20 protein-coding genes are annotated in these 26,248 nt (G+C 38.1%); 12 read left to right on the forward strand and 8 right to left on the reverse strand.

What is annotated here, in order from left to right; genetic code table 11:
- The first annotated feature begins 65 nt into the window (after positions 1-65).
- The 4 genes from DRF61_RS14090 (at position 66) to DRF61_RS14105 (ending at position 5,711) form a co-directional block, all read left to right on the forward strand.
- On the forward strand, positions 66-1,403 hold the full coding sequence (locus DRF61_RS14090) for a TolC family protein (protein ID WP_228452664.1): 1,338 nt from the start codon (positions 66-68) through the stop codon (positions 1,401-1,403).
- 5 nt (positions 1,404-1,408) lie between these two features.
- On the forward strand, positions 1,409-2,455 hold the full coding sequence (locus DRF61_RS14095; protein WP_111958119.1) for an HlyD family secretion protein: 1,047 nt from the start codon (positions 1,409-1,411) through the stop codon (positions 2,453-2,455).
- 287 nt (positions 2,456-2,742) lie between these two features.
- A complete protein-coding gene (locus DRF61_RS14100; protein ID WP_146897111.1) occupies positions 2,743-4,305 on the forward strand; it encodes an MFS transporter in 1,563 nt (520 codons plus the stop codon).
- A 44-nt stretch (positions 4,306-4,349) separates the two neighbouring features.
- A complete protein-coding gene (locus DRF61_RS14105) occupies positions 4,350-5,711 on the forward strand; it encodes an aldehyde dehydrogenase (RefSeq protein WP_111958123.1) in 1,362 nt (453 codons plus the stop codon).
- Positions 5,712-5,747: 36 nt separating this feature from the next.
- On the opposite strand, the gene DRF61_RS14110 is transcribed toward DRF61_RS14105, so the two are convergent.
- Positions 5,748-6,320, reverse strand: coding sequence for a thioredoxin family protein (locus DRF61_RS14110; protein WP_111958125.1), 573 nt, complete (start codon positions 6,318-6,320; stop codon positions 5,748-5,750).
- Between the two features lie 80 nt (positions 6,321-6,400).
- On the opposite strand from DRF61_RS14110, the gene DRF61_RS14115 reads away from it, so the two are divergent.
- From DRF61_RS14115 to DRF61_RS14125, 3 genes are all read left to right on the forward strand, one after another.
- A complete protein-coding gene (locus DRF61_RS14115) occupies positions 6,401-7,285 on the forward strand; it encodes a lysophospholipid acyltransferase family protein (protein WP_111958127.1) in 885 nt (294 codons plus the stop codon).
- A gap of 5 nt (positions 7,286-7,290) precedes the next feature.
- Positions 7,291-8,271: a glycosyltransferase family 2 protein gene (locus tag DRF61_RS14120; protein WP_111958129.1), complete on the forward strand. Its 981-nt coding sequence runs from the start codon at positions 7,291-7,293 to the stop codon at positions 8,269-8,271.
- Positions 8,272-8,442: 171 nt separating this feature from the next.
- Complete coding sequence (locus DRF61_RS14125) at positions 8,443-8,997, forward strand: 3'-5' exonuclease (RefSeq protein WP_111958131.1); 555 nt, start codon at positions 8,443-8,445, stop codon at positions 8,995-8,997.
- Positions 8,998-9,072: 75 nt separating this feature from the next.
- Here DRF61_RS14125 and apaG read toward each other — a convergent pair whose 3' ends face one another.
- From apaG to DRF61_RS14145, 4 genes are all read right to left on the reverse strand, one after another.
- Positions 9,073-9,462: a Co2+/Mg2+ efflux protein ApaG gene (gene apaG, locus DRF61_RS14130; RefSeq protein ID WP_111958133.1), complete on the reverse strand. Its 390-nt coding sequence runs from the start codon at positions 9,460-9,462 to the stop codon at positions 9,073-9,075.
- Positions 9,463-9,539: 77 nt separating this feature from the next.
- The gene (gene odhB, locus DRF61_RS14135; protein ID WP_111958135.1) at positions 9,540-10,796 is read right to left on the reverse strand and encodes a 2-oxoglutarate dehydrogenase complex dihydrolipoyllysine-residue succinyltransferase; all 1,257 of its coding nucleotides are present in this window, start codon (positions 10,794-10,796) and stop codon (positions 9,540-9,542) included.
- Between the two features lie 41 nt (positions 10,797-10,837).
- Positions 10,838-13,654, reverse strand: a complete 2,817-nt coding sequence (locus DRF61_RS14140) for a 2-oxoglutarate dehydrogenase E1 component (protein ID WP_111958137.1) — start codon at positions 13,652-13,654, stop codon at positions 10,838-10,840.
- Positions 13,655-13,778: 124 nt separating this feature from the next.
- Complete coding sequence (locus tag DRF61_RS14145; RefSeq protein ID WP_111958139.1) at positions 13,779-14,819, reverse strand: SRPBCC domain-containing protein; 1,041 nt, start codon at positions 14,817-14,819, stop codon at positions 13,779-13,781.
- Between the two features lie 241 nt (positions 14,820-15,060).
- Between DRF61_RS14145 and DRF61_RS14150 the strand changes: the two genes are divergently transcribed.
- Positions 15,061-16,521, forward strand: a complete 1,461-nt coding sequence (locus DRF61_RS14150; RefSeq protein WP_111958141.1) for a S41 family peptidase — start codon at positions 15,061-15,063, stop codon at positions 16,519-16,521.
- A gap of 82 nt (positions 16,522-16,603) precedes the next feature.
- On the opposite strand, the gene DRF61_RS14155 is transcribed toward DRF61_RS14150, so the two are convergent.
- From DRF61_RS14155 to glgB, 3 genes are all read right to left on the reverse strand, one after another.
- A complete protein-coding gene (locus tag DRF61_RS14155) occupies positions 16,604-17,872 on the reverse strand; it encodes a glucose-1-phosphate adenylyltransferase (protein ID WP_111958143.1) in 1,269 nt (422 codons plus the stop codon).
- Between the two features lie 115 nt (positions 17,873-17,987).
- Positions 17,988-19,394 (reverse strand): glycogen synthase, encoded by a 1,407-nt coding sequence (locus DRF61_RS14160; protein WP_111958145.1) that lies wholly within the window; start codon positions 19,392-19,394, stop codon positions 17,988-17,990.
- Positions 19,395-19,451: 57 nt separating this feature from the next.
- Positions 19,452-21,401, reverse strand: coding sequence for a 1,4-alpha-glucan branching protein GlgB (glgB, locus tag DRF61_RS14165; protein WP_174772316.1), 1,950 nt, complete (start codon positions 21,399-21,401; stop codon positions 19,452-19,454).
- Between the two features lie 203 nt (positions 21,402-21,604).
- Between glgB and DRF61_RS14170 the strand changes: the two genes are divergently transcribed.
- The 4 genes from DRF61_RS14170 (at position 21,605) to DRF61_RS14185 (ending at position 26,241) form a co-directional block, all read left to right on the forward strand.
- Complete coding sequence (locus DRF61_RS14170) at positions 21,605-22,726, forward strand: alpha/beta hydrolase-fold protein (protein ID WP_111958149.1); 1,122 nt, start codon at positions 21,605-21,607, stop codon at positions 22,724-22,726.
- Between the two features lie 4 nt (positions 22,727-22,730).
- Positions 22,731-24,146 (forward strand): leucyl aminopeptidase family protein, encoded by a 1,416-nt coding sequence (locus tag DRF61_RS14175; protein ID WP_111958151.1) that lies wholly within the window; start codon positions 22,731-22,733, stop codon positions 24,144-24,146.
- Positions 24,147-24,286: 140 nt separating this feature from the next.
- A complete protein-coding gene (locus DRF61_RS14180) occupies positions 24,287-25,498 on the forward strand; it encodes an ATP-grasp domain-containing protein (protein ID WP_111958153.1) in 1,212 nt (403 codons plus the stop codon).
- Positions 25,499-25,527: 29 nt separating this feature from the next.
- Entirely contained in the window at positions 25,528-26,241 is a 714-nt protein-coding gene (locus DRF61_RS14185; protein WP_111958155.1) for an alpha/beta hydrolase-fold protein, read from the forward strand.
- The last annotated feature ends 7 nt before the right edge of the window (positions 26,242-26,248 follow it).

The following is a 26,248-nucleotide window of genomic DNA, read 5'->3' on the forward strand; positions in this document are numbered from 1 at the left end:
CCCATACTTCGCATCGTAACTTTGCAACATCAAAATCATTTTAGCAAAAATCCTTTAATTAAATTATGAATATGATATTTAACGCATGTAAATATCAGTGCATGACGTTGTGCTTACTGCTTACAGGCAGTTTTTTACACTCACAAATGATCGATTATCAGCATATCAGCCTTCAACAGGCTATCGAGACCGGTTTGAAAAACAACAAAAATATACAGATAAGCCACTTAAAAAAGGAAATGTCTGTCACCAGGGAAAAGGATCTTGCCATGGAAAAACTTCCGGATATAGAATTTCACACCAGCTATAGTCAGGTAACTAATCTTTTCCAGCATCAAAACGGCATTTTCAATAAAGCCACGAAATATGATGTTATTAACGGGATGTATGATTTTACGCTTTCGGCATCAATACCTGTGTATATGGGTGGGAAAATCAGGAATTCAGAGAAAAAAGCGTCTATTGATACCGAAATTTCAGCCTTGCAAACCCATCAGGATGAAAGGCAGCTTAAAATGGAGATCATTACTGCTTTTCTTCAGATCCATCATTTAAAGGAACAGCAAAATCTTATCAATGATAAAATGAAGGAGGATTCTGTAAATATAAAACAGGTAAAAGCTTTAAAAGCCAATGGAGTTGTTACAGTAAATGAAGTTCTGAGAACAGCTTTACAGCTTTCCAACCATACTATGAGCTGGACAGAGCTGGACAACGATATACAAATTGCTGAACATAAGCTTAAAACCATCCTTTCTCTTCCTGAAAACCAGGAAATGCATGTAGATACGGAGGATCTTATCTCCGACAGAGCTACGATTCCCTATATTGATGAACTGACAGAAACTGCTTTAAGTAAGAACGAATCCGTAGAAATGACCCACAAAAATCTTTCGTTAAAAGAACTGGATCAAAAAATTATAAAAGCAAATTATTTACCCAAAATTACGGCAGGAGGAGAATACTTTATCAAATATCCCAATATGATGTTTTTCCCTCCTGAGCCTTACGCCTACCGTTTGGGAATGCTTGGAGTGAATCTTACTTATCCCATCGAAAATTTGTATAAAAACAAATACAAGATGCAGGAAGCCCGGGAAAATATTGATCTGGCAAAGCTCCAGATTGAAGAGAATGATGAAAAGGTAAGACATACCGTTTATGAAGCTTATAAAAAATTCGAAGAAACCGATCAGAAAGTGAAGATTGCTGAAGAAGCCATTGGTCAGGCCAAAGAAAACTACCGTATTGTAAAGACAAAATATGCGAATAAACTAAGCCTGATCACAGAACTCATCGATGCAGATAATGCTTATCTGGAAGCTGAATCCAATCTTATCTCCGTAAAAATTAACCGACAACTAAAATATTATCAACTCCAGTACACGATTGGAAACTTATAAAAACTATGGCAAAGAAACAACTGACACAAAAGGAAAAAAGAATCAACAAGTCAATTACACTTCTGGCCTGGATCCTGATCATCAGCGGCATCACAGGCATGGTAAGTTTCTATCTCTTCTCAAGAAAAAACGTCACCACGAACGATGCTCAGATCGAACAGTATATTACCCCGGTTTCCAGTAAGGTTTCAGGATTCATTAAAAGTATACGTTTTGAAGAAAACCAGTTCGTGCATAAAGGAGATACCTTGATTGTTATCGATAACAGGGAATTTGTCAACCAGGTAAAAATGGCTGAGGCCGGCCTTCATGCCAATGCAGAAAACATCACAACCATTGAAAGTGGGGTTAATACAAAGAAAAGTGATTCAAAGATTATTGATGCCAAAATAGCTTCAGCAAAAATTGATATATGGAGAACGGAACAGGATTTTAAGAGGTATAAGAACCTGGTTTCTGAAGACGCCGCTACCGAACAGCAGTTTGAGAATATAAAAGCCTCTTACGAGCAGGCCAAAGCCAATCTTTTAGCCTTAGAACAACAGAAAAATTCAGTAAAAGCTGGTGCTAATGAACAGCAGACCAAAGTTGCCCCGGTAAAAAGCCAGATCCAGCAGAGTTCCGCAAATCTTAATAATGCCAGACTTTTTCTTTCATATACTGTGATCACCGCTCCGTACGATGGCTGGGTAGGCAAAAAAACAATCCAGGAAGGACAGCTGATCAAAGAAGGCCAGGCTCTGGTACAAATGGTAAGCAAGGAAAAATGGATCATTGCCAATTATAAGGAGACCCAACTCGGCCAGATTGATACGAAACAGGAAGTAACAATTACTGCAGATGCCTATCCTGAAATTGAGTTTAAAGGAAAAGTAGTTTCCGTATCGCCAGCATCAGGCTCACAGTTTTCTCTGGTAAAGCCTGATAATGCCACGGGAAACTTTGTCAAAATCGAACAGAGATTTCCCGTAAAAATCATTCTCGATACCAATCAAAATAACGAAAAACTGCTTTCCGGAATGAATGTCCTGGTGAGCGCGAAGAAGATATAAAGTTTTTGTGTGGGAGGGTTTTAAGTTTTTAGAGTTTTAGAGTTTTAGAGTAAAAGATAGTAAACAAATCCAATTTCTACATCAATAACAGCCAGATTAGATTTTTTTAGCGGAAAGACGGGACTGCAGCGACAGGCTTTTGGTTATTCTTTAGCGTTTGTCATCTTACCTTTTACTTTTACATTCTGCTCTTTGTCTTTCCGCATTTTATTTCGATGAAAAAGTGAAAAAATATCTATGCCTTCGTATTAAATTAATAATCACCAATTATCGCATTTACACATCTTATGCAGCATAATACAGTTTATCACAAATGGGTCCCGCAATGGCTGAAGCTGCCGCTTCTGGTGTTGGCACTATTTCCCCACCTGATGTTGTTGTCGCTTTTGCATTCCAATAGCGCCTTCACTTCTTCTTTTATGGATGTAGATTCAGATGACATCCAGTACTTAATGATTCTGATGTATGGAACTTTTGTGGTTACTCTTTTGGTTTTACAGAGGTTTATGGCATATTTCAGCGTTAAATATTATGTTTTGCTGATGTCTTCCATTTCTGTGATCATTCTTTATGCCCTCTCGGTTACCAACAATTACCAGGTCATCCTGGTCATAAGATTTCTGGAAGGCATTTTCGGGCTGCTGGAAGGCGCTATTTTTCTCCCACTGATCATTGCTGAATTGAAAACCAAACACGCTAAGGTAATAGCCTATCTTTTCATGTATACCATCATGCTCACAGGAGGAACAGTCACTACATCACTACTTAAATCAAGCATTGAAAATTATGATTTCCGGCATATGATCTTGATGATGGTTTATTTTCATGTTTTTGTCCTGGTTATCGGAATCGCTCTTTTCAATACCAACCGGTTTTTTCCTAAAATGCCGCTTTATCAACTGGACATCACAAGTTGGTTCCTGTTGTGGGCCTGTCTTCAGTCAGGAGGGTATGCCATCATTTACGGAAAAAGACTGATGTGGTTTGAGTCTGATACCATTATCATGTGTCTTTTTATATTTCTTCTTTCAGGAGGATTGTTTATGCTGAAGCAAAGGAATTCCAAAAGACCGATCTTTCATTTTGAAGTATTCAGCTCAAAGAATGTGATTGCCGGGATGATCCTTTTTTTTATTTTTTATCTGATCCGTTCCGGCCTGAACAATGTTTACAGCATTATGGCAACGGTCTGGAAATGGCCATGGGACTATATTGTCAACATTCAGTACTGGAATGTGGTAGGGACATTTATTGGTATTTTTTTATCGGGGATCTGCCTGATGCGTGGCATTTCTTCAAGGATTGTTTTTTTTACCGGATTTTTGCTGCTGGCATTAGACTGTGCATGGTTTACGTATACATTTTATCCGGACACTACCCTTTCTACAATCTGCCCACCTTTACTTCTGCAGGGAATTGCTCAGGGCTTACTGTTTACGCCCCTTGTTTTCTTTCTTATTTCCAGAACGCCGGAAGAATATCTCTCCAATGCAACAGCTTTAGGAACTACAACCCGTTTCTGGACCACTGCTATCGGCTATGCTTTAATGCAGAACCTGATGCTTTTTTTAACCTTAAAGCATTCTGATACTTTAAGCTTTAATCTTACAGATACCAATCCGGTCTTTTACAGCCAATGGAACCAGATATTCGGAGCTCAACTCTCTAAACTGCCCGTGAATGAGTCTTTATCAGTGACTGCCGGAGCCTTTAAAGCAAAAATAACAGCCCAGTCGATCCTCCTTTCCAATATGGAAATTTTCACAGGACTGTTCTGGCTGGCATTGATCACGGCGTTTGCTTTACTGCTTTACCACCCTGTGAAAATTGCGGTGAGAAATATTATGTGATTTTAGGCCGAAAATTTGCTGTACTTTCCGAAATTTGAATTGTAATGGGAATTCAGGAAATCGTAGATCATCAGAAAGCTTTTTTCAAGACACAGCAAACGAAGAATATCAAGTTCAGAAAAATGTATCTTGAAAAGCTCCGTGATATTATTATAAAGAATGAAGAGCTTTTGTATGAAGCTGTTTACAAAGATTTCGGCAAATCAAAGTTTGATACTTTTACCACAGAGATTTCCTTTGTTTTGAATGATATTAAGTATTATCTGAAGAATTTAAATGCACTTTCAAAACCTAAAAGAGTCAGGACCAACCTGGCCAATCAACTTGGAAAAAGTAAAATTTACCCGGAACCTCTAGGAAATATTCTTGTTATAGGTGCATGGAATTATCCTTATCAATTGTCGATTTCCCCTGTAATTGCTGCGCTGGCAGCAGGAAACTGCTGTGTTTTAAAGCCAAGTGAAATTGCAGAAAACACAATGAAGGCAATGGCAAAAATCATCAATGAAAATTTCCCTCCCGAATATCTGTATGTATATGAAGGCGGTATTGGTGAAACCACAGAGCTTTTAAAGTTAAAATTCGACAAAATATTCTTTACCGGAAGCACTAAGGTTGGAAAGATCATTTATCGGGCTGCTGCAGAACATTTAACGCCTGTTGTGCTTGAATTGGGCGGAAAATCGCCCGCTATTGTAACCAAAGATGCAGATCTTGAGGTAGCTGCCAAAAGAATTATATGGGGGAAATTCCTCAATGCCGGACAAACCTGTGTAGCACCGGATTATCTGCTGGTCGAAGAACCTATCCATGAACAGTTTTTGGAAACACTGAGAAAGTATATTATGGAATTTAAGTACGGATCGGACTCTGAACATTATACAAGAATTATCAATCAAAGAAACTTCCAACGTTTGGTAAAGCTAATCGATAAAGAGAAAATTTACTTTGGTGGAAATTTCGATGAAAAGAACCTATTTATAGAGCCTACCCTTCTAAATAATGTAAGCTGGGAAGATGATGTTATGCAGGAAGAAATTTTCGGTCCGATACTCCCTGTTATTAGCTTTACCAATTTTAATTTGGTTCTTACTACCATCCTGGAGTTTGAAAAACCGCTGGCCGCTTATCTTTTTACCCGGAATTCTGAAGAAAAAGAAGCGTTCACCACGAAATTGTCGTTTGGTGGAGGATGCATTAATGATGTGATCATGCATTTAGGAAATGACCGTCTTCCTTTTGGAGGGGTTGGAAACTCAGGTATTGGAAGTTATCATGGAATATATGGTTTTGAAGCATTTTCTCATCAGAAATCCATTCTTGAAAAAGCAACCTGGGGCGAGCCGGATATAAAATATCCTCCATATTCTGAAAAGAAATTAAGCTGGATCAGGAAACTGCTGTAAATAAAAAAACCGGGAAGAATTTCCCGATTATATTTTTTATGACTTTGGAGCCCACTGGTCAAAGAACTCTTTTACTTTTTCTTTGCTGTATCCTTTTCCTTCTTCAAGAACAGAACTGTCTTTTAAAACATGAATCATTTTTCCGTTTTTATCCAAAACTATGAAAAAAGGATAGCCAAGCTTTTCTTTAATGTCCACATATTTAGCAAAAACTTTTTCATTTTTATTTTCCGGGGAATAATTCAAATGATAATACAGATAGTTTTTATCTACAGTTTCCTTCAACTCAGGAGTGTTCTGAACAAAATTATTAAAGCGCAGGCACCAGATACACCAGTTTCCTCCGGCCTGAATCACAATATTCTTACCTTCTTTTTTAGCCTGAGCCACTAGCTTGTTAATATCAGCTTCAGCATTAGCTTTAGGATCATAAGGTTTGGGAAGTTTTGCTTTTTCTTCTGCTGCTTTCTTCTTCGCATCCAGCTCTGCATGATCAGGTTTTACCAGAAGGGCATTATCCTGCTTTCTTGCTTCCGGTACATTTTTGGTTTCCTGAGAAAAAGCAAGTATGCTTAGTCCAAGAAAAGCTATGATCGACAATTTTTTCATAACATAAAAATAAAAAAAATAATACTTATTGCAAGCAAAAATAGAACCATAATTTTATTATCACTAGATTTGCATGTTTTATGAATTTCCTAATCAAAATATTATATCTCATTTCTAAACTTCCGCTTAAAGTATTGTATATTTTTTCGGACGTTATGTTTTTCTTAAATTATTATCTGGTAGGCTATCGCAAGAAGGTAATTACGCAGAATCTCCAAAACTCTTTTCCCGAGAAGTCTGAGGAAGAAATAAGAATTATAAGAAAGAAATTTTATCTTAATTTTTCAGATTATCTTGTAGAAACTATTAAATCTTTCAGTATTTCTGAAACGGAATCCCGGGTAAGAATGCAGCACATCAATCAGGAAGCATTCCATGAAGCTAAAGCAGAAGGAAAAAATGTGATCATGCTTGCCGGACATGTTTTTAACTGGGAATGGATGAATGCTTTCGCAAGAATTATTCCGCAGAAACATTGCCATCCGGTATACAGAAAAGTGAACAGTGATTTCTGGGAGAACCAGATGAAAAAAGTTAGGAATAAGTTTGGGAATGAAGCTCTGGAAGCCAATGAAGTGATCATGAATATCTTCAGGTCTAAAAATGATGGTGAATCGGCTTATATGTTTGTAGCAGATCAGACCCCGCATGTTGCCCACGTCAATTATGGATTAGAGTTCCTGCACCAGAGAACCCCTGCATTTATAGGATACGATAAGCTGGCTACCAGAATGGACCTTGTCTTCATTTACTGTGAAATGAAGAAAGTAAAACGGGGATACTACCAGGTAAACTACCACAGGATCTATCCTGACGGTGAAAAGTTTACGGAACATGAAGTGGTAAGAAAATTTCATAAGCTTCTGGAAAACACTTTACATAAGCACCCGGACAATTATCTCTGGTCACACAGAAAATGGAAGTACCAGGATTCTATTAAATCGTTTGATGCTGAAAAAATATAATCCTGATGCCTAAAAATTTAGCAGTTGTTATTTTAAACTGGAACGGTAAAAACTGGCTTGAAAAATTTCTTCCCAGTGTTGTTGGTTTTTCCCAGGATGCAGATATTTATGTGATAGACAACCTTTCTACCGATGATTCTATAGAATTTGTACAGACTCATTTTCCTATCGTAAAAATCGTTAAAAACAATCAGAATCATGGTTTTGCAGGGGGGTATAATGAAGGTCTAAAGGAAATAAAAAACAAATATTATTGCCTTCTTAATTCTGATGTGGAGGTTACCGAAAACTGGATCAATCCTGCCTTGAATCTGCTCGAAAAAAATCCTTCTATCTCAGCCGTACAGCCTAAAATTTTATCTTTCAACAATAAAAAGCAGTTTGAATTTGCCGGTGCTGCCGGAGGCCTTATTGACAATCTGGGCTACCCTTACTGCCGGGGACGTGTATTTGACGACCTTGAAGAGGATAACGGCCAGTATGATGATGAAACAGAGATATTCTGGGCTTCAGGATGTTGTTTTTTTGTTCGTTCAAAAGATTTTTGGGAGCAAAATGGTTTCGATGAAAGGTTTTTTGCTCATCAGGAAGAGATTGATCTTTGCTGGAGACTGATTAATTCCGGGAAGAAGATCTTTTATACGGGAAAATCAAAAGTATACCATGTAGGGGGCGGAACCCTGAATAAGCAAAGTGCACAAAAGACTTATTTAAACATCAGAAACAACCTTTCTATGATGTTGAAAAATCTGCCGTTTCCTAAACTGATAGGGCTCATATTTTTCAGGCTGTGCTTAGACGGAATTGCAGGAATTTATTTCGGACTCAAGAATGGATTTCCACACCTTTGGGCTGTGGTAAGGGCTCATTTCGGGTTTTATGGGCAACTTCCAGGAACATGGAAACTTCGTCAAAGGCATCAGAAAAATATATTCTACCAGTCAAAGTGGCTGATCTTCAGACATTTTTTAGGTGGAAGGAAGTAGGTTTTAGGGATTAAGGATTAGGGAAATAAAGTACAATATCTGACGCTTAAAGGAGTATAGTATTTTACCCGAAAAATTCTTAACTTCAAAAAACTTTAAACCTTGAATATTAAATAAAACCAGCATCTAACCAATCAGCAACACATAATTCTTAACTCATCACTCAAAAAAATGGATTTCTGCGCAATAGATTTTGAAACAGCCACTCACGAAAAAAGTTCAGCGTGTGAAATGGGCATATGTGTTGTTCAGAATTCCAAAATCGTAGAAACGAAGACCTGGCTGATCAAACCACCCAGTTTCCCTTATTTCAGCAGATTTAATATTGGTGTTCACGGGATAACTCCGGAAGATGTGCAGGATGCTCCTACTTTTGATGAGATCTGGTATGAAGCTGAAGAAATGATGTATGGCACCCTAATGATCGCCCATAATGCAAGCTTTGATGCAGGGGTTTTAAGGGGCTGTTTTGAGCATTACGGCATGTTTACCCCAAAACTGAATTACCTTTGCAGCATTCAGCTGGCTAAAAAATCATGGAATTATCTTCCGAAATACGGTCTGAAACATCTGGCGGAACATCATCAGATCAACCTTAACCATCACCGGGCTGGGGACGATGCGGAAGCCTGTGCAAAAATTGCCCTGCTGGCTTTTGAAAAATTAATTATTACTGAAAATGAAGAAATACACGAGTCTTTTCTAAAGTATATTAAAAAATTATAACTTAAAAAGCCTCTACTACCGACTGCTATTCACAATCATTATTTTATTTCCTACACCATCTCAAAAGGAATACTCCTAATTGCTTAACACTTCAGAGAGCAGGTTGAATTTTGGAATCTCAATTTCAAAAGTTTCCTGGGTATCCATGTTTTTAACAAGGTATTTTCCGCTCATATTTCCTACTCCGGACCGAAGCATCACATTGGAGAAATAAGCAAAATTTTCGCTTACAGGAATCTCTGGTGTCAATCCTATTACACCATCTCCTGTAATCTCAGTGTATCCAAAGCCTACATCGAAGATCAGCCATTTTCTTTTCAGTACTTTAATCGGAAAGCTGCCGTCATTTTCTATCGTAATATTATACTTGAAGACGTAACGGTTTTCAGATGGATAACTGTTTTTACTATCATATTCAGGTATTACTGAAACTTTGATATTGGAAGTCATTTTTGAGAACATCATCTTAGTATTTCTTTAACAGATACAAAAATCTCGCCTTTTTAGGGCGAGATTGTGTTAATATTAAAATTTCTTAAAATTTATAATCCAAGACCTTTTCTTTCGTCACCTCCCATTAGTATTTCAACAGGGTTGTCGATACCTTCTTTTACCGCTACAAGGAATCCTACAGATTCTTTTCCGTCGATAATTCTGTGGTCATAAGACATTGCCACATACATCATTGGTCTGATCACTACCTGTCCGTCAACCGCTACCGGTCTTTGGATAATGTTGTGCATTCCAAGGATAGCAGACTGCGGAGGGTTGATGATTGGTGTAGACATCATAGATCCGAAAGTACCACCGTTTGTAATAGTGAATGTACCTCCAGTCATTTCATCAACTGTAATTTTACCGTCTCTTACTTTGGTTGCAAGATCTTTGATATTGGCTTCAACTCCAGCGAAAGACATGTTTTCGGCGTTTCTCAATACCGGAACCATTAATCCTTTAGGACCTGAAACTGCGATTGAAATATCGCAGAAATCATAGTTGATCTTGTAATCTCCGTCAATAGATGCATTTACATCCGGATACATCTGTAATGCTCTTGTTACCGCTTTTGTAAAGAAAGACATAAAGCCTAGTCCTACTCCGTGTTTCTGAGCAAATTCTTCTTTATATAGTTTTCTTAGTCTGAAGATTTCAGACATGTCAACTTCATTGAAAGTTGTCAACATGGCTGTTTCGTTCTTTACAGAAACTAATCTTGAAGCAATTTTTCTTCTTAGAACTGAAAGTTTAGTCGTCGTTGTAGTACGAGCTCCTGTTGCCGTAGAAGGGCTTCCTCCTAAAGCAGGAACAGCAGCTAATTCTGCATCAGTCTTAGTGATTCTTCCGTCTCTTCCGCTTCCTGAAACCTGTCCAGCCTCAATACCTTTCTCATCAAGAATCTTTTTAGCTGCAGGAGATGGAGCTCCTGTTGCATACGTTTGTGGAGCCGGTGCCGGAGCAGCTGGTTTTGGAGCTTCCTGTTTAGCTGGTTCAGCAGCTTTTGGAGCTTCTTCCTGTTTTGGAGCTTCTGCAGCCGGTGCGCTTGCGCCTTCAGGTTTTGCAGCATCCATATCAATTAAACAAACTACCTGGCCAACCTGTACTACATCACCCTCTTCTGCTTTTAACGTGATTACACCGCTTTGTTCTGCAGGCAATTCAAGAGTTGCTTTATCTGAGTCTACTTCTGCGATTGGCTGATCTTTTTCTACATAATCACCATCTTTCACAAGCCAAGTTGCAATTTCAACTTCTGTAATGGATTCTCCCGGTGAAGGAACTTTCATTTCTAAAACTGACATATTGAGTATTTTTTATTTTTTTAATTGGGTATTATTCTTAATTACGCTGTAACGGGTCTTTTTGCTGGAGCATCATCTCTGTCGAAAACTCTGTTGATCACTGCATTCTGGTTTTTCTCAAACATTTTGTGGCTTCCCGGAGCCGGAGCACCGCTTGGTACCGGAGCTACTACCTGGATTCCTGTATCTCTGAAGTTTCTCAGGATATAAGACCACGCTCCCATGTTTTCTGGTTCTTCCTGAGCCCAAACCAATTGTGTTCTGTTACTATACTTGCTGAAGATCGTTTCTAATGCATCTGCCTGAAGCGGATACAGCTGCTCCAATCTTACCAGTGCAATATTTTCACAGTTAAGCTCTTCTTTCTTCGCTAATAATTCGAAGTATAATTTACCTGAACACAATACTAATTTTTCTACTTTTTTAGGGTCTGCTGTAGGATCGTCCAAGATCGGCTGGAATGAACCGTTTGCAAAATCTTCCAGTGGAGAAACCACTTTCGGGTGTCTCAACAGAGATTTAGGGCTCATTACGATCAACGGCTTTCTGAATGTCCATTTAAGCTGTCTTCTTAATAAGTGGAAGTAGTTAGCAGGTGAAGTGATATTGGCTACCACCATATTTTCGTTCGCACAAAGCGTTAAGAATCTTTCTAATCTTGCTGAAGAGTGTTCTGCACCCTGACCTTCTGAACCGTGAGGCAGTAACATTACCAATCCGTCCTGAATCTTCCATTTTTCCTCTGCAGCAGCCAGATACTGATCAACGATGATCTGAGCACCGTTCACAAAGTCTCCGAACTGAGCTTCCCAGATCGTCAGTGTATTAGGAGAAGCCATTGCATATCCGTAGTCGAAACCTAAAACTCCGTATTCTGAAAGGTGAGAGTTGAATACATCAAATCTGCTTTCTGATACATGTCTTAATGGGATATATTCTTCTTCTGTATCTTCAGTTTTCACCACCGCATGTCTGTGGGAGAATGTTCCTCTCTCTACATCTTCTCCGGAAATTCTCACATTATGCCCTTCCACAAGAAGTGTTGCATAGGCCAACCATTCTCCAAGAGCCCAGTCTAATGAATTTCCTTCGATAGCCTTAACACGGTTATCAAACAGTCTTGTAATTTTATTGATGAACTTTTTATCAGCAGGAAGAGATGACATTTTAATCGCCAGCTCTTTAAGTTTAGCCAGGTCATATTTTGTATCTACAGGAATCTGAACTGCCCCTCTTTTTCCGATTGGATAATTGGTCCAGTCTTCTGCCATGAAAAGATCCATTGCATTTTTTTCGATCTCTTTGGAAGCATCAAAGTCTTTATCTAAAAGTGCTTTGAAATCTGATTCCATTTTTGCAATAAGATCATTGGATGTAATGCTGTCCTTAAGTAATTTATCTTTATAAATTTCTCTTGGATTAGGATGTTTAGAAATTAGTTTATACAAATTAGGCTGTGTGAATCTAGGTTCATCACCTTCATTGTGTCCATATTTTCTGTATCCTAATAAATCGATATAAACGTCTTTACCAAATTTTGCTCTAAAATCTGCTGCAAAATGCATGGCATGAACTACCGCTTCAGCATCATCTGCATTAACGTGCATTACAGGTGATTCTGTTACTTTTGCAATGTCTGTACAGTATGTTGACGATCTGGCATCAGCATAGTTTGTGGTAAATGATACCTGGTTGTTGACAACGATATGAACAGTTCCTCCTGTTCTATACCCTTCTAAGGTCATCATCTGAGCTACTTCATAAGCAATCCCCTGACCTGCAATAGCACCGTCACCGTGGATTACGATAGGAAGAATTTTGGAACCGTCTCCTTTGTATTTGTCATCTATTTTCGCACGGCAGATTCCTTCTACAAGAGCTGCTACGGTTTCAAGGTGAGACGGGTTCGGGGTAAGGTTGATGGCCACTTCTTCTCCGGAAGCGGTTTTCACTTTTTTAGATGATCCTAAATGATACTTAACGTCACCTGAGAATACATCCTCTTCAAATTCTTTTCCTTCAAATTCTGAGAAGATTTGCTTATAAGATTTTCCGAAAATGTTTGATAAAACATTCAGTCTTCCTCTGTGGGCCATTCCTAATACCACTTCATCCACTCCAAGTTGAGAAGATCGTGAGATCAGCTGATCCAATGCGGGAATTAATGTTTCGCCTCCTTCCAGAGAGAATCTTTTCTGTCCTACAAATTTTGTGTGAAGATAGTTTTCAAAAGCTACTGCCTGATTCAATTTTAATAAAATCTCAGTTTTCTCATTGGCGGAAAGACTTGGGTGGTTTTCGTTCACCTGAAGCCACTTCTTAATGAAATCTTTTTCTTCAACATTGTTGATATACGTATACTCTACCCCGATAGAATCGCAGTAGATATTTTCCAAATGCTTGATCAGGTCCTGTAATGTAGCAGGCTCTTTCATTCCTGTTTCAACAGCACAGTTGAATTTTGTATTTAAATCCTCCTTGCTCAAACCGAAGTTCTCGATGTCTAAAGTAGGCGTATAATGTCTTCTTTCTCTGACAGGATTTGTTTTTGTGAACAGGTGCCCTCTTGTTCTGTAAGCCTCGATAAGGTTTACTACCTTGAACTCTTTTTTGATGTGCTCAGGAACTTCTCCGCCGGCTACTGCCTGAGAGATCTGCTGTACTGCCGGAGCAGCGTTGGCCGGAGCCTGGATATATTGGATGTTATCGTCATCTCCATAGTTCTCCAAAGCAAAATCAAAGCCTTGAAAAAAGGCTTTCCATGATGGCTCTAAAGAATCCGGGAATTTTAAGTACTGTTGGTATAAATCCTCAATTAACTGAGAATGAGCTGCGTTTAGGAATGAAAATCTGTCCATTATTACAGTTTATCTATTATTAAAATTTATTTGTAGAATTAATCTTCAAATTTAATAAAAAAAACCGAGTTAAGACAGCCTGAAACCGTTAAAAAAAATTAAGAAAAAAATAATTGGAAAAAAATTACTTAAACACTGATAATGAGAGCTTAATATTCACCTCCTGCCCTTCAATCGGACGTTCAATAAAGGTCTGCCGGATATCTCCGAAGCGCATCTCGTCTTTTTTAGCCTTCTGAATCAGCTGCTGAACCGCCCGTATTCTGCCCTCGTAGCTTCCTTTGTAGTACATCACATAATTTTGAGAAGGATTTACAGTCCGGAAATTGAAATTATTATCCGGAACTCCTATCTTTTTGGAAAGAGGAATTCCCAGGAAATAAGAAACTTCTTTGTCTTTGTAATTATCGGCATCGGTAATCAGTACCGGGAAGCCAAATTCATCGTCTTTTTTACCGAGATCCATTGTGACATAGTTATACACTTTGCTGTAATTCATAACGATGTTTTTATACAGTGCTTCTTTCTTATTGGATGCACTTACATTGATGCCCAGCAACAGCTTATCTTCCTCGTTTTCCACCATGAGACTGTCATACTTGATGGAAGCCATCTGATTGTCTTTTTCCACTTTATTACCCAAAACATTTTTCAGATTGACCATGCTTTTATTAATATTTTCGGCAAACCGATCTTCTGTCCAAAAATTTTCTACTCTTCTGAATACGGAAAGTTTAGGCGTATGCACATACCAAGTAATCTTTGTTTTGTCCGCAGAAACAGGCTTGAACTGAACATCCACTACCGTTGGGCTTTCATTCCTGTCTTCAAAAAGCTGGTATCTCAAGCTTTTAGCAGGATTTTCATACCGGATGAACATTTCTCCGTCCGTATCATTTTTCGGATCTACATAGCTTATTGCACTTCCCTGACCTTCATAAGGGGTATAATAATCGATATCAATTGATGGTGAACTTGTAAAAAAATTGTTCCAGCGGGTAAAATGCTGGAGATTATTAAACTGGGAAAAGACTTTATCTATGGGATAATCGACTTCTTTTTCTATCTTAAAATCCTTGTTTTCGTCCACGAAAAAATACATGGAAGCAGCATAGGCTCCTACCACAAGAACAAGAATTACGGCTATTATTTTAAAAAAACGCATCACGCAAAAGTAAGACAAATAAAAAAAGTAACCAATATCTCAGTTATTTTGAAAAATTTATTTCTGAAATAAGCCAAATTATAAAAGTGAATTATTCAATTTTTATTTTTTAAAAAACTGCATTACAATTGGAAATTTCAATTATTAATTTATTATTTTATAAAAATAACTCCACTTTTAAATATCGAAATAACGGTATATTTTTTGATGCGTGAAAAAGCCTAAAATTAAATATTTTTCTATGAAGAAGTTATTTGTATTTCCTTTGATTTTACTTTTTTCAACGGGTTTTTCTCAGTATTCAATTTCAGAAATCCCTGAAGACGGCTATCTCAAAGATTTCGATATTGCAGTTGATATTATCCAAAAACAACATCCTAATCCTTACAGGTTTCACAACAAAGAAACCATTACCAGAAAGCTGGATTCCCTTCGTAATGAAATTAAAAAGAATCCCGGCTATATCAATTTACTGATTAACAACCCTACAAGAATAATTGGTGATGGTCACAGTTCTTTTGGTACTGATTCCAATTATTTTGAGGATGTTATGAATTCTATCTATTATTTTCCTCTTTCGACTTATGTGCATAATGGTACTATATATGTGAATGGAGCCAACAAATATGCAATCGAAACAGGCAGTGAGATCCTTGAAATTAATGGATTAAGTGCAGAGGCTATTCTTAAAAAAATTCCTAAAGCTGCAGACGGAAATATTAAAGTGGAAGATCTGGATATATCTTTTAACATCCCTTTTATTTTAAAAAACCGTACCAATGATTATACTTTAAAATATAAATCGTTAAACGGAGCACAAAAAACAGTGAAAGTAAATGGTATAAAATATCTTCAATATTATTACGAAACCAAACATGCTGTACTTCCTATTGACGTAGTTTCGGAAAACTACGGAATTTACGGCTATAAAATAGATCCGGAAACGTATTATTTATCAGTAAAATCTTTCTCTTATGATGAAAGTTTTTTTTACGAAAGATTAAAAAAATATTTCCAGGAAATAAGGAATCTAAAATCTAAAAAACTTATTATAGATATTCGCAATAATTCAGGCGGTGCTATCAGTAATGTAGCTTTATTATATTCTTTTATAGCAGCAGATAAGAACTTTAATAACGAGTATAAATATGGAACTCAAGTTATTGATATCAATTATGCTAACTATTTGATAGATCCTCAAACCAACCAGTATTATTCAGATAAGGATATTACAGATCTTAATAATTTTATGAGACAGCGGTTTGATAAAGGTGAGAAAGGAGACTATTATTTTGGAAATTCAAGGCTTGATAACACGTATATAAAAAGCTATCCAAGAGATGGATTATTTTTTGACGGTAAGACTATATTGCTAACCAATAACCGCACTTTCTCTGCGGCTACGTATTTTGCTTCTTTATTCAAAACTGAAAAAAGAGGAGAAATTGTAGGTAAAGAAACAGGCTCATGCAGTAATTTTACCACTGCTGCATGGTTTCTCACTTACAGGCTCCCTAATACTAAATCCACTCTTTCCATCCCACGGACAGAAATTTTCTTTAATAATAATGATAAGGAAAATGTTGCCAACTGCACAGGTGTAATCCCTGATCACACCATTAAAAGTGACTATTTTTTAAAATCACTAAAGGAACAGAAAGATCCGGAACTGGAATATTCCTTAAAACTACTTTCTCAATAAAAGAAGCTTATATATACAGAAAGAGGAGACCCAATAATGTCTCCTCTTTTATATATAGCTAGTCAACTAACCATATCTTTCATTATCCGATATGGGTTCCCGAAGGAAGAACAGCTCCTTTTTTCACCACTACAATTCCATCCTGTACGGAATGGGTTCCGTAATCGCCATCCGGAATATGCTTTCCGCCGATAATTTTTACATTGTCGCCGATATAGCAGTTTTTATCAAGAATAGCCATTTCAATATAGCAGTATTTTCCTATTCCCATGTTCGGGTACCCGTTTCTGTCATTAAGCACAATTTCGGTAGTATTCTGGTAGAAATCAGCTCCCATTACGTAAGAATTGACAATCGTACTTCCTTTATCTATTCTGGTTCTGTTCCCAATCACGGAATTTTCGATCTTATCGGCCATAATGATGCATCCATCCCCGAAAACAGCTTTGCTTACGTATGAACCGTTAATTTTGGACGGCGGAAGCATCCTTGCTCTTGTATAAATGGGTGAAGAGGAAAAAAGATTAAACTGCGGAAAGTCCTGACACAGATCCAGGTTGGCTTCGTAGAAAGATTCTATGGTTCCGATGTCTGTCCAGTAGCCTTCATACTGGTAGCTCAGTGTTTTGTATTTTCCGATAGAATTTGGAATAATATCTTTCCCGAAATCATCCCCGGCTCCATCTTCAAACATTTTTTTAAGAATGGTTCTCGTGAAGATATAAATTCCCATCGAGGCCAGATATTCTTTTCCCTTACGCTTGTTTTCTTCTGAAACTTCAGATTTTAAGCCATCCAGAATATCATATTCCGGTTTTTCATAGAAAGATGTAATGTTTCCGTCGTCATCAGACTTTAAAATTCCGAATCCTGTGGCGTCTTTTGCCACCACGGGAATGGTAGCAATCGTCACATCGCCTCCGTTTTTAATGTGAAAATCGAGCATTTCCCTGAAATCCATCTGATAAAGCTGGTCACCGGAAAGGATCAGAATATAGTCGTAATCATATTTTTCCAGATGCTTCATCGACTGGCGGACAGCATCTGCTGTTCCCTGGTACCAGCTATCGTTTTCCACGTTCTGCTCAGCAGCAAGAATATCTACAAATCCTTTGCTGAAAATGTCAAAGTGATAAGAATTCTTGATATGTGAATTTAAGGAAGCTGAATTGAACTGTGTTAAAACCAGAATCTTATTGAGTCCCGAATTCAGACAGTTGGAAATAGGAATATCTACCAGCCTGTATTTTCCTGCAATAGGAACTGCCGGTTTGGATCTTGAATATGTTAACGGGAATAATCTTGTCCCTCTGCCGCCTCCCAAAACAATGGAGATTACATTTCGTTTCATAGGTATCTTGCGTTTTATTGAATTAAATTTACTGTTCTATTCTTAGTGTTTACTGCTAATCTAAAGCACTCTTTAGATTATGATCAGCAAAAGAAATCCGGAAATTTTCGTGATATCAGTTATTATATAAAGCTATATATTTTTCTGCAGATTTCTCCCATGCAAAATCAAATTTCATGTTGGCATGGATAAGATCTTCCATAATTCCTTTTTGGTTATAAATTCCCAATGCCCTGTTCATGGCATGTACTATATCGTCTACTCCCGGATAGGTAAAATTTAATCCCGCTCCTCCGGTTGAAATATCTTCCACTGTATCTCTGAGGCCTCCGGTATATCTTACAACAGGAACTGTTCCGTACCTCATAGAATACATCTGGTTTAGCCCACATGGCTCCACGCGCGACGGCATCAGCAGAAAGTCCGCGGATGCATAGATCTTATGGGAAAGGTATTCTTTATACCCCAGATCCAGCGCAAAATTGGTATATGTATATGCATATTCCTTAAGCTTGTTTTCAATATAAGCATTTCCAGAGCCCAAGATCATAATATTCAGTGCACCATAACTTTGCTTAATGCTTTTCCAGACTACATCCGGCAGGAAATCTGCTCCTTTTTCGGTAGCAAATCTTCCTATAAAGGCAAACAGAGGAAGTTCCGGCTTCAAACCATATTCTTTGCAAAGCTTTTCTTTATTTTTCTTCTTTTGGGCTACCGCATTTTTAATATTAAAATTAAAATCCAGCATCGGATCGGTTTCAGGGTCCCATACTTCCGTATCAATCCCGTTGATGATCCCGTATGCTTTTCCGAACTCCTGGCGCACCAGGCTTTCCAGTCCGCGGAAACTGATAAACAGTTCTTCAAGATAACCTTCAGAAACAGTTGTAAAAGCATCTGCACATTTGATCATGCTTGCCAGCGGGTTGATGAGTCCGTTCCAGTCCATTAACCCCCATTTGTAGGAATCAAAATGAGGCATATAATTTGCCATATTCCAGCTCATCATTCCCTGGTACTCTCCATTGTGGATGGTGCCGATAGTTTTTACACCCTTTAAAAATTCAAATTCAGGACAGTGCTGCGTCATAAAAGGGACTAACCCTGTATGATAATCGTGGCAATGCAATACATCCGGACGGATCTTCATAGCACTCAGCCAATGAAGTACCCCATGCTGAAAGGCTAAAAACTGGAAACTTTCATCCTGATATCCGTAAGGGTTTTCCCTATCTAAAAGTCCGGGAATTTTCACCATATACAATTCAAATCCCAAAGCATCTGTTTTCTCCTTCATGACCTGGACCTGAAGCATATTCTCTCCCTGATGAATAAAGCCATCAAAAACTATGTCAAACTCATGATCATGAACAAAAGATTTATTATACCAGGGCATAACAACCTTGGCTTCTATTCCCTTTATTTTGTTCTGGTATTTCGGCAGCGCTCCCACAACATCTGCAAGACCACCTACTTTTGCTACCGGATAACATTCTGTACTTAAATGATATATTACCATAATTTCACTGTCATTTATATTTCATCAAACCCTATTGTAGTCCTCAGCATCTAATGATTATTTCTTGTGTTGTTTTATTCTCTGTAATTTATATTTTTTATCTTTTTTCTGTCTTAAAACAATTCCTGCCATTGGTGGAAGTTTTACCGTGACAGATTTTGGATGCCTCATCCATTCTTCCTGCTTTTCACCCAGAATATCAGCATCTACACCGCTTCCGCCATATTTCTGGTCATCAGAGTTGAAAATAACCTCCCAATGAGTCCCTACATTAACTCCGATGGTATATTCTAAAACCTGTGGAACCATGTTGAGAACGACCATCAATACATCATCCCTTCTTTTGCCTTTTCTAAGATACACATAGACTGAATTCTCGAGATCATCCGCTTCCACCCACTCAAATCCGTTTTTATCAAATTGATTTTCATAAAAAGCAGTTTCGTTCCTATATAAATGATTTAGATCTTTGACTAAACTTTGCATTCCTTTATGAACCGGATACTGCAGCAGATGCCAATCAAGGCTTCTGGTAAAATTCCATTCACCGGTCTGGGCGAATTCGTCCCCCATAAAAAGAAGCTTGGCTCCCGGATGAGTGTACATGTAGACATATAGGGTGCGGAGATTGGCAAATTTCTGCCATTCATCACCCGGCATTTTATAGATCAGGCTCGCTTTTCCGTGTACCACTTCATCATGCGACAGCGGCATCATATAATTTTCGTTATACATATACACGGATGCAAAAGTGATTTTATGATGGTGGTATTTCCTGTTTTCCGGAGCTTCTTTAAAATAATCCAGCGTATCATGCATCCATCCCATCATCCACTTCATTCCGAAGCCTACTCCGCCATCATGAACAGGTTTTGTAAGCATAGGGAAATCCGAACTTTCCTCAGCTATCGTAACAATACTGTCTCCAAATTCTTTATAAACAGCCGTATTGAATTCCTGCAAAAAAGCTTTGGCTTCAAGATTTACATTTCCCCCTTCAATATTAGGTTCCCATTCTCCTTCATTCCTTGAATAATCAAGATGAAGCATAGATGTGACTGCATCTACACGAAGTCCGTCTGCATGATAGCGTTCCAGCCAGAACATCGCATTCGAGATCAGGAAAGATTTCACTTCATTTCTGCCGTAATTGAAAATATAAGACTTCCAGTCAGGATGAAACCCTTTTCTGGGATCTTCATGTTCATAAAGGTAAGAGCCATCAAAACGGTGCAACCCGTTGGCATCTCCCGGAAAATGAGACGGTACCCAATCCAAAATAACCCCAATGTTATTTTTATGAAGCTCATTGATCAGAAACATCAGATCCTGCGGCGAACCGAAACGTGAGGTCGCTGCATAAAAGCCGGTAATCTGATATCCCCAGCTTGGATCGTACGGATACTCCATAACAGGCATGAATTCTACATGCGTAAAGCCCATTTCCTTTACATAAGGAACTAATTTCTCAGCAATATCACGGTAATTCAAATATTTATCCGGAGCATCACCTTGTCTTACCCAGGAACCTAAATGCAGCTCATACACAGATAGCGGCGCATTCAGACTGTTGCTTTTCCAGCGCTTTTCCATCCATTCCTCATCACTCCATTCGTACCAGGTTGTAGAAACCAGCGAGGCTGCCTGCAGATTTTGCTCCCAGCTTAAAGCATAAGGATCACTTTTCTCCAGAATTTCACCTCTGGCAGTTTCTATAGCATATTTATATAACGTCCCCCAGGTAAGTCCGGAGATAAATCCTTCCCAGATTCCCGATCCGTCCCACCGCGGAAACAGAATATGATCTTTATGATTCCAGTTGTTGAAATTCCCTATAACGGAAACTTTTTTTGCATTAGGAGCCCAAACCGAGAAATAGACACCTTTTACACCCTCTTTTTCAACAGAATGTGCTCCAAATTTCCCATACAGCTTATAATGCCTGCCTTCTTTGAAAAGGTAGATATCATGATCTGTGAACAGCGTATAGGTTTTAACAGAATTCATCAAGATATAGTTATACTTTATTTTTCTTTGAAACTACGAAAATTCCCCACAATAACGATTAATAATTAATCAAATAATTATTATGTTAATTTCCCGATTTTGGGCACAAATATCAAATATATTATTTTTTATATTTATCTTTTTATGATTTTAAAACAATCTTTTTTATAAATTTAGCTTCAAAATTATATTAAACACATAGGATGAGGTTTGAACTTTATACTGAAGAAAGCGACGACAGAACGGTATACATCACCGGAAATTTCAACAATTGGAACCCAAGAGACTACAATTATCAGCTTAAACAGCTGGATCCGCACAATTATTTTATAGAGATTGACAACGAAATACTTCCGAATACCGTAGAATATAAATTCACAAAAGGAGGCTGGGAAAATGTGGAGCTCGATAAATACGGAAACATCACTCCAAACCGGAAAGCTGAAAAAACATCCGGGAAAACATCTGATATTATAGAAAAATGGAGGCTCAACTGGGGACCTTTTAAAAAGGAGTTTTTCCCGATTGCAGAAGTTATTTCGGAAGAATTCTACATTCCACAACTAGAACGGTACCGGAAAATCTGGGCTGTATTGCCTTACGACTATTATGTATCCGATAAAAGCTATCCCGTGCTTTATCTTCAGGATGCCCAAAATCTTTTCAACGAAGGAAGTGGGTACGGAAACTGGGAAATTGATAAAAAGCTTTCTATTTTAGCGGAATATGGACGTGGTGATGTTATTATCATTGCGATAGAACACGGCAGTGAAGAACGTATCAAGGAATATATCTTTGACAATGACAATATTGCGAACGGCTCGGAAGGAAAAAAATACATCCGTTTCATTACAGATACTTTAAAGCCTTTTGTGGATGAACACTACCGCACGAAAAAAGACCGTGACAATACAGGAATCGGGGGCAGCTCATTGGGTGCGCTGATCAGTATTTACAGCGGATTTCTTTATCCTGAGGTTTATTCTAAACTGTTGATCTTCTCCCCTTCACTTTGGGTGGAACCTAACAATAATTTTCCGATGATGAGCTTCAGGGTTCCTTTTAAAACCAAAATATACCTGTATGGAGGTGGCCAGGAAGGTTCCAAAATGGTAAAAAGAATCCATGTTTTTGAAGAATATCTAAAGCGTTGGGAAAAGAAGAATCTTTTTGACTTTGAATTCAGGACCAGCATCAATCCGGAAGGAACCCACAGTGAATTTTACTGGTCCCAGGAGTTTCCCAGAGCCATTGAGTGGCTGTTCTATGATAACACGGAAAATCCGGTAGAAGTAAAACCACAACAACAGAGCATTAAAAATTAAGCTTATGAAACTGATCAACAAAAAAAATAAAAAATACACACAGGTTTTTCACCTTTTCACAGAAGAAGAATGGAAAAAATCCAGCAAAAATTACAATAAAAACATCTCTTCTTTTTTCTCCGGAAAGAAATATGAGGTTTTCATTCATACTGATGAGGAAAGGATCATGTATCTAATCGGTTTAGGCAAATCCACGCTGCAGAATTTCGAGGTTCAGCAGGTAGCCGTTAAATTCTCCCAAACACAAAAAGATAAGCTTCAGGCTGTTCCTAGTCTCGTTTTAGCAGATTTTCTGAATGAGAAACAGTTCGAAGAGTTCGTAAAAGGTTTACTTTTTGGAACATACAGCTATCCTTTTGATAAAAAGCATGCTTTTTGGAATCCAAAATTTGAGATCCATTTTGAAAATTTAAGCCAGAAAAAGCTGGATACAATCAGCTCAAAAGCCGAAGCGCTAGCCAACGGACAAACAACCTGTCAGGAATGGTTGAATAAGCCGGCTAATCTTAAGAAACCTGATATATTAAGTCTGTTTCTGAAAAATATGGCCAAGAAATATGATTTAAAATATACTGTATTCAATAGAAAAAAATGCGAAGAATTAGGCCTAGGCGCTTATCTGTCGGTTAACCAGGGAAGTGCTTATGATGCTGCTTTTACCATTATAGAATATAAAACTACCGTTAAAAATGCCAAAACATTTGGTTTGGTCGGGAAATGTGTCCTTTTTGATACAGGAGGTATTTCCCTGAAGAACCCGGACAATATGCATTACATGAAATCTGATATGGGAGGTGCCACGGCAGTTATCGGAACCCTGATCTATGCAGCAGAAATGAAGCTTCCGGTGAATATCGTTGCCGTACTTCCTATCACGGATAATGCCATTTCTGAAAAGGCTTTTCTTCCAAGCGACGTTATTACGGCCTACAACGGAAAAACCATTGAAGTACTCAATACGGATGCAGAAGGCAGAATGATTCTCGCTGACGGACTTTCTTATCTTGCCAGAAACTATAAAACGGATTTTCTGATTGACCTTGCTACCTTAACAGGAAGCTCTGTAAGAATGTTCGGCGATACCTGCGGAGCCATGTTCTCCAATCATGATGAGCTGAAAAGCCTTCTGGTAAAAACCGGAGACAATACCAACCAAAGAGTATGGAATCTTCCTTTATGGGATGTATGGAAAGATGATATACAGTCTGACGTTGCAGATCTGAAAAACATCTCTATGAAACCTATCGGTGATTGCATCATAGCCGCTAAATTTCTGGAGCAGTTTATTGAAAACCATCCTAAATGGGCACATCTGGATATTGCAGGAGTTGCTTTCGGAAGTACGGGATATTCAAAAGAAAAAGCAGCAACCGGCTTTGGAGTACAGCTGCTGGCCGATTTAATTGAAAATTATCACTAAAAATTAGTTTTTTTCAAAATTTCTCTGTATACTTGAGTATGTATTTTCAAAAACGCAGTTTATTGTGGTTTTTAACATTAATTAATCAATAAAAAATTGCTTTTATTTTTGATAATTTACTAAAAACTAAAAAACATTATATGGAGGAGAAAACAATAGTATGTATTTCGTGCTATTACAAGGGCTATGACTTCATGGACGAAATGAAGAAGCTCGGTAATAAAATTATCTTGATAACATCAGAAGGCCTTAAAGAAAAAAACTGGCCATGGCATGCTATTGATGAGGTATTTTATATGTCTGAATTAAAGCCTTCTGTCTGGAATCTGGATCATCTGGTCCAGGGATTTTCACATCTGATGAAAACCAGGAAAGTAGATGCTGTAGTGGCCCTCGACGATTATGATGTGGAGAAGGCTGCATTGATCAGAGAAACATTCCGTATTCCGGGAATGGGACAAACTACACACCGCTATTTTAGGGATAAGCTGGCTATGCGTCAGAAAGCGAAAGATTCGGGTATCAATGTTCCGGAATTTACAGCAGTTTTTAATAATGATGAAGTGAACAGCTTTGTAGAGAAAGTTCCGGCTCCCTGGGTATTAAAACCCCGCTCAGAAGCGTCAGCATCAGGGATTAAAAAATTTTCGTCCAAAGATGAGCTCTGGAACGAACTGAATGCCCTTGGTGAAGAGCGACATCTTTTTTTGCTGGAAAGTTTTAAACCCGGAGATGTCTATCATGTGGACAGTCTGACTTTTAATAAAGAAATTGTATTTACATCTGCTTCCAAATACCTTGCACCACCTATGCAGGTTTCTCATGAAGGCGGTGTATTCAGATCCAAAACCCTGGGAAGATATTCCGATGAATTTAAAGCCCTTGAAGAAGTCAATGCCAAAGTTCTTTCCAGTTTCGGATTAATGAACGGAGCTACCCATACTGAATTTATCCGTGGAAAATCCGATGGAAAATGGTATTTCCTTGAAACATCCTCCAGAGTTGGAGGCGCACACATTCCTGATCTTGTTGAAGCCTCCAGTAATATTAATATCTGGCGGGAATGGGCCAAGATTGAAGATGCCCTTCTGCGTGGAAAAAGCTATCAGGCTTCGAAACCTACAGGTTACTATTCAGGTCTCATTATTGCCCTGATCAAAGATAAAGAGCCTGATTACAGTGTTTTCAGCAGCGAGGAAGCTGTGAAATTCCTTCCGATCGATCATCATGTAGGAATTGTTTACAAATCCAGCGATCCGGATATTATACAGCAAAGACTAGACAGTGCTGCCGAAAAAATCCAGGCGGAAATGCTGAATATTCTGCCACCCAAAAGTAAACTGACAAGCTAAACACAATATATAATAAAAGAAACTGATCAATGCCGCATATAGAACATACAGATTATTATTCAAACATATTAGGAACAAGTCTTAAAGTGGAGGTTACAGGACATTACGGGTATCCCATCGTTATGTTTCCAACTTCCCAGGGACAATACACCCAAAATCACGACTTTCATCTCAACGGAAGTATCAACTGGTTTATAGAACAGGGAAAAGTAAAGCTTTATAATATCCAGACGATTGACAGCTGGAGCTTTTATGATGAAAAAATTTCGCCTCAGAAAAGGATAAAGAATTATGAGCTGTATGTACAGTTTCTGATTCAGGAATTTATCCCCTATATCCAGAAAATTCATAAAACACACCGTGTTGCAGTGGCAGGAGCAAGTTTCGGAGGTTATCATGCCGCTAATTTTGCTTTCAGGTTTCCGGACGTGGTTTCCCATCTGTTCTGTCTTTCCGGAGCATTCAGCATCAGGAATTTCATGGACGGATATTCAGATGAACTCGTATATTTTAACTGCCCGAGAGAATTTGTAAAGAATGACGAGGCATGGAAATACAAACATATGCACATTGTACTGAGCACTTCTGACCAGGACATCTGCAGGGATAAAAATATTGAAATGGCAGAGATCTTAAGCTCGAAGGGAATCGATTTCTGGTACGATGAGAGAAAATGGATCAATCACGACTGGCCGTTATGGAGGATGGTATTTCCTACTTTTATAGGAACTTTTTTCTCATGAAACCGTA

It is taken from the genome of Chryseobacterium lathyri, assembly GCF_003290185.1.
Lineage (GTDB): Bacteria > Bacteroidota > Bacteroidia > Flavobacteriales > Weeksellaceae > Chryseobacterium > Chryseobacterium lathyri.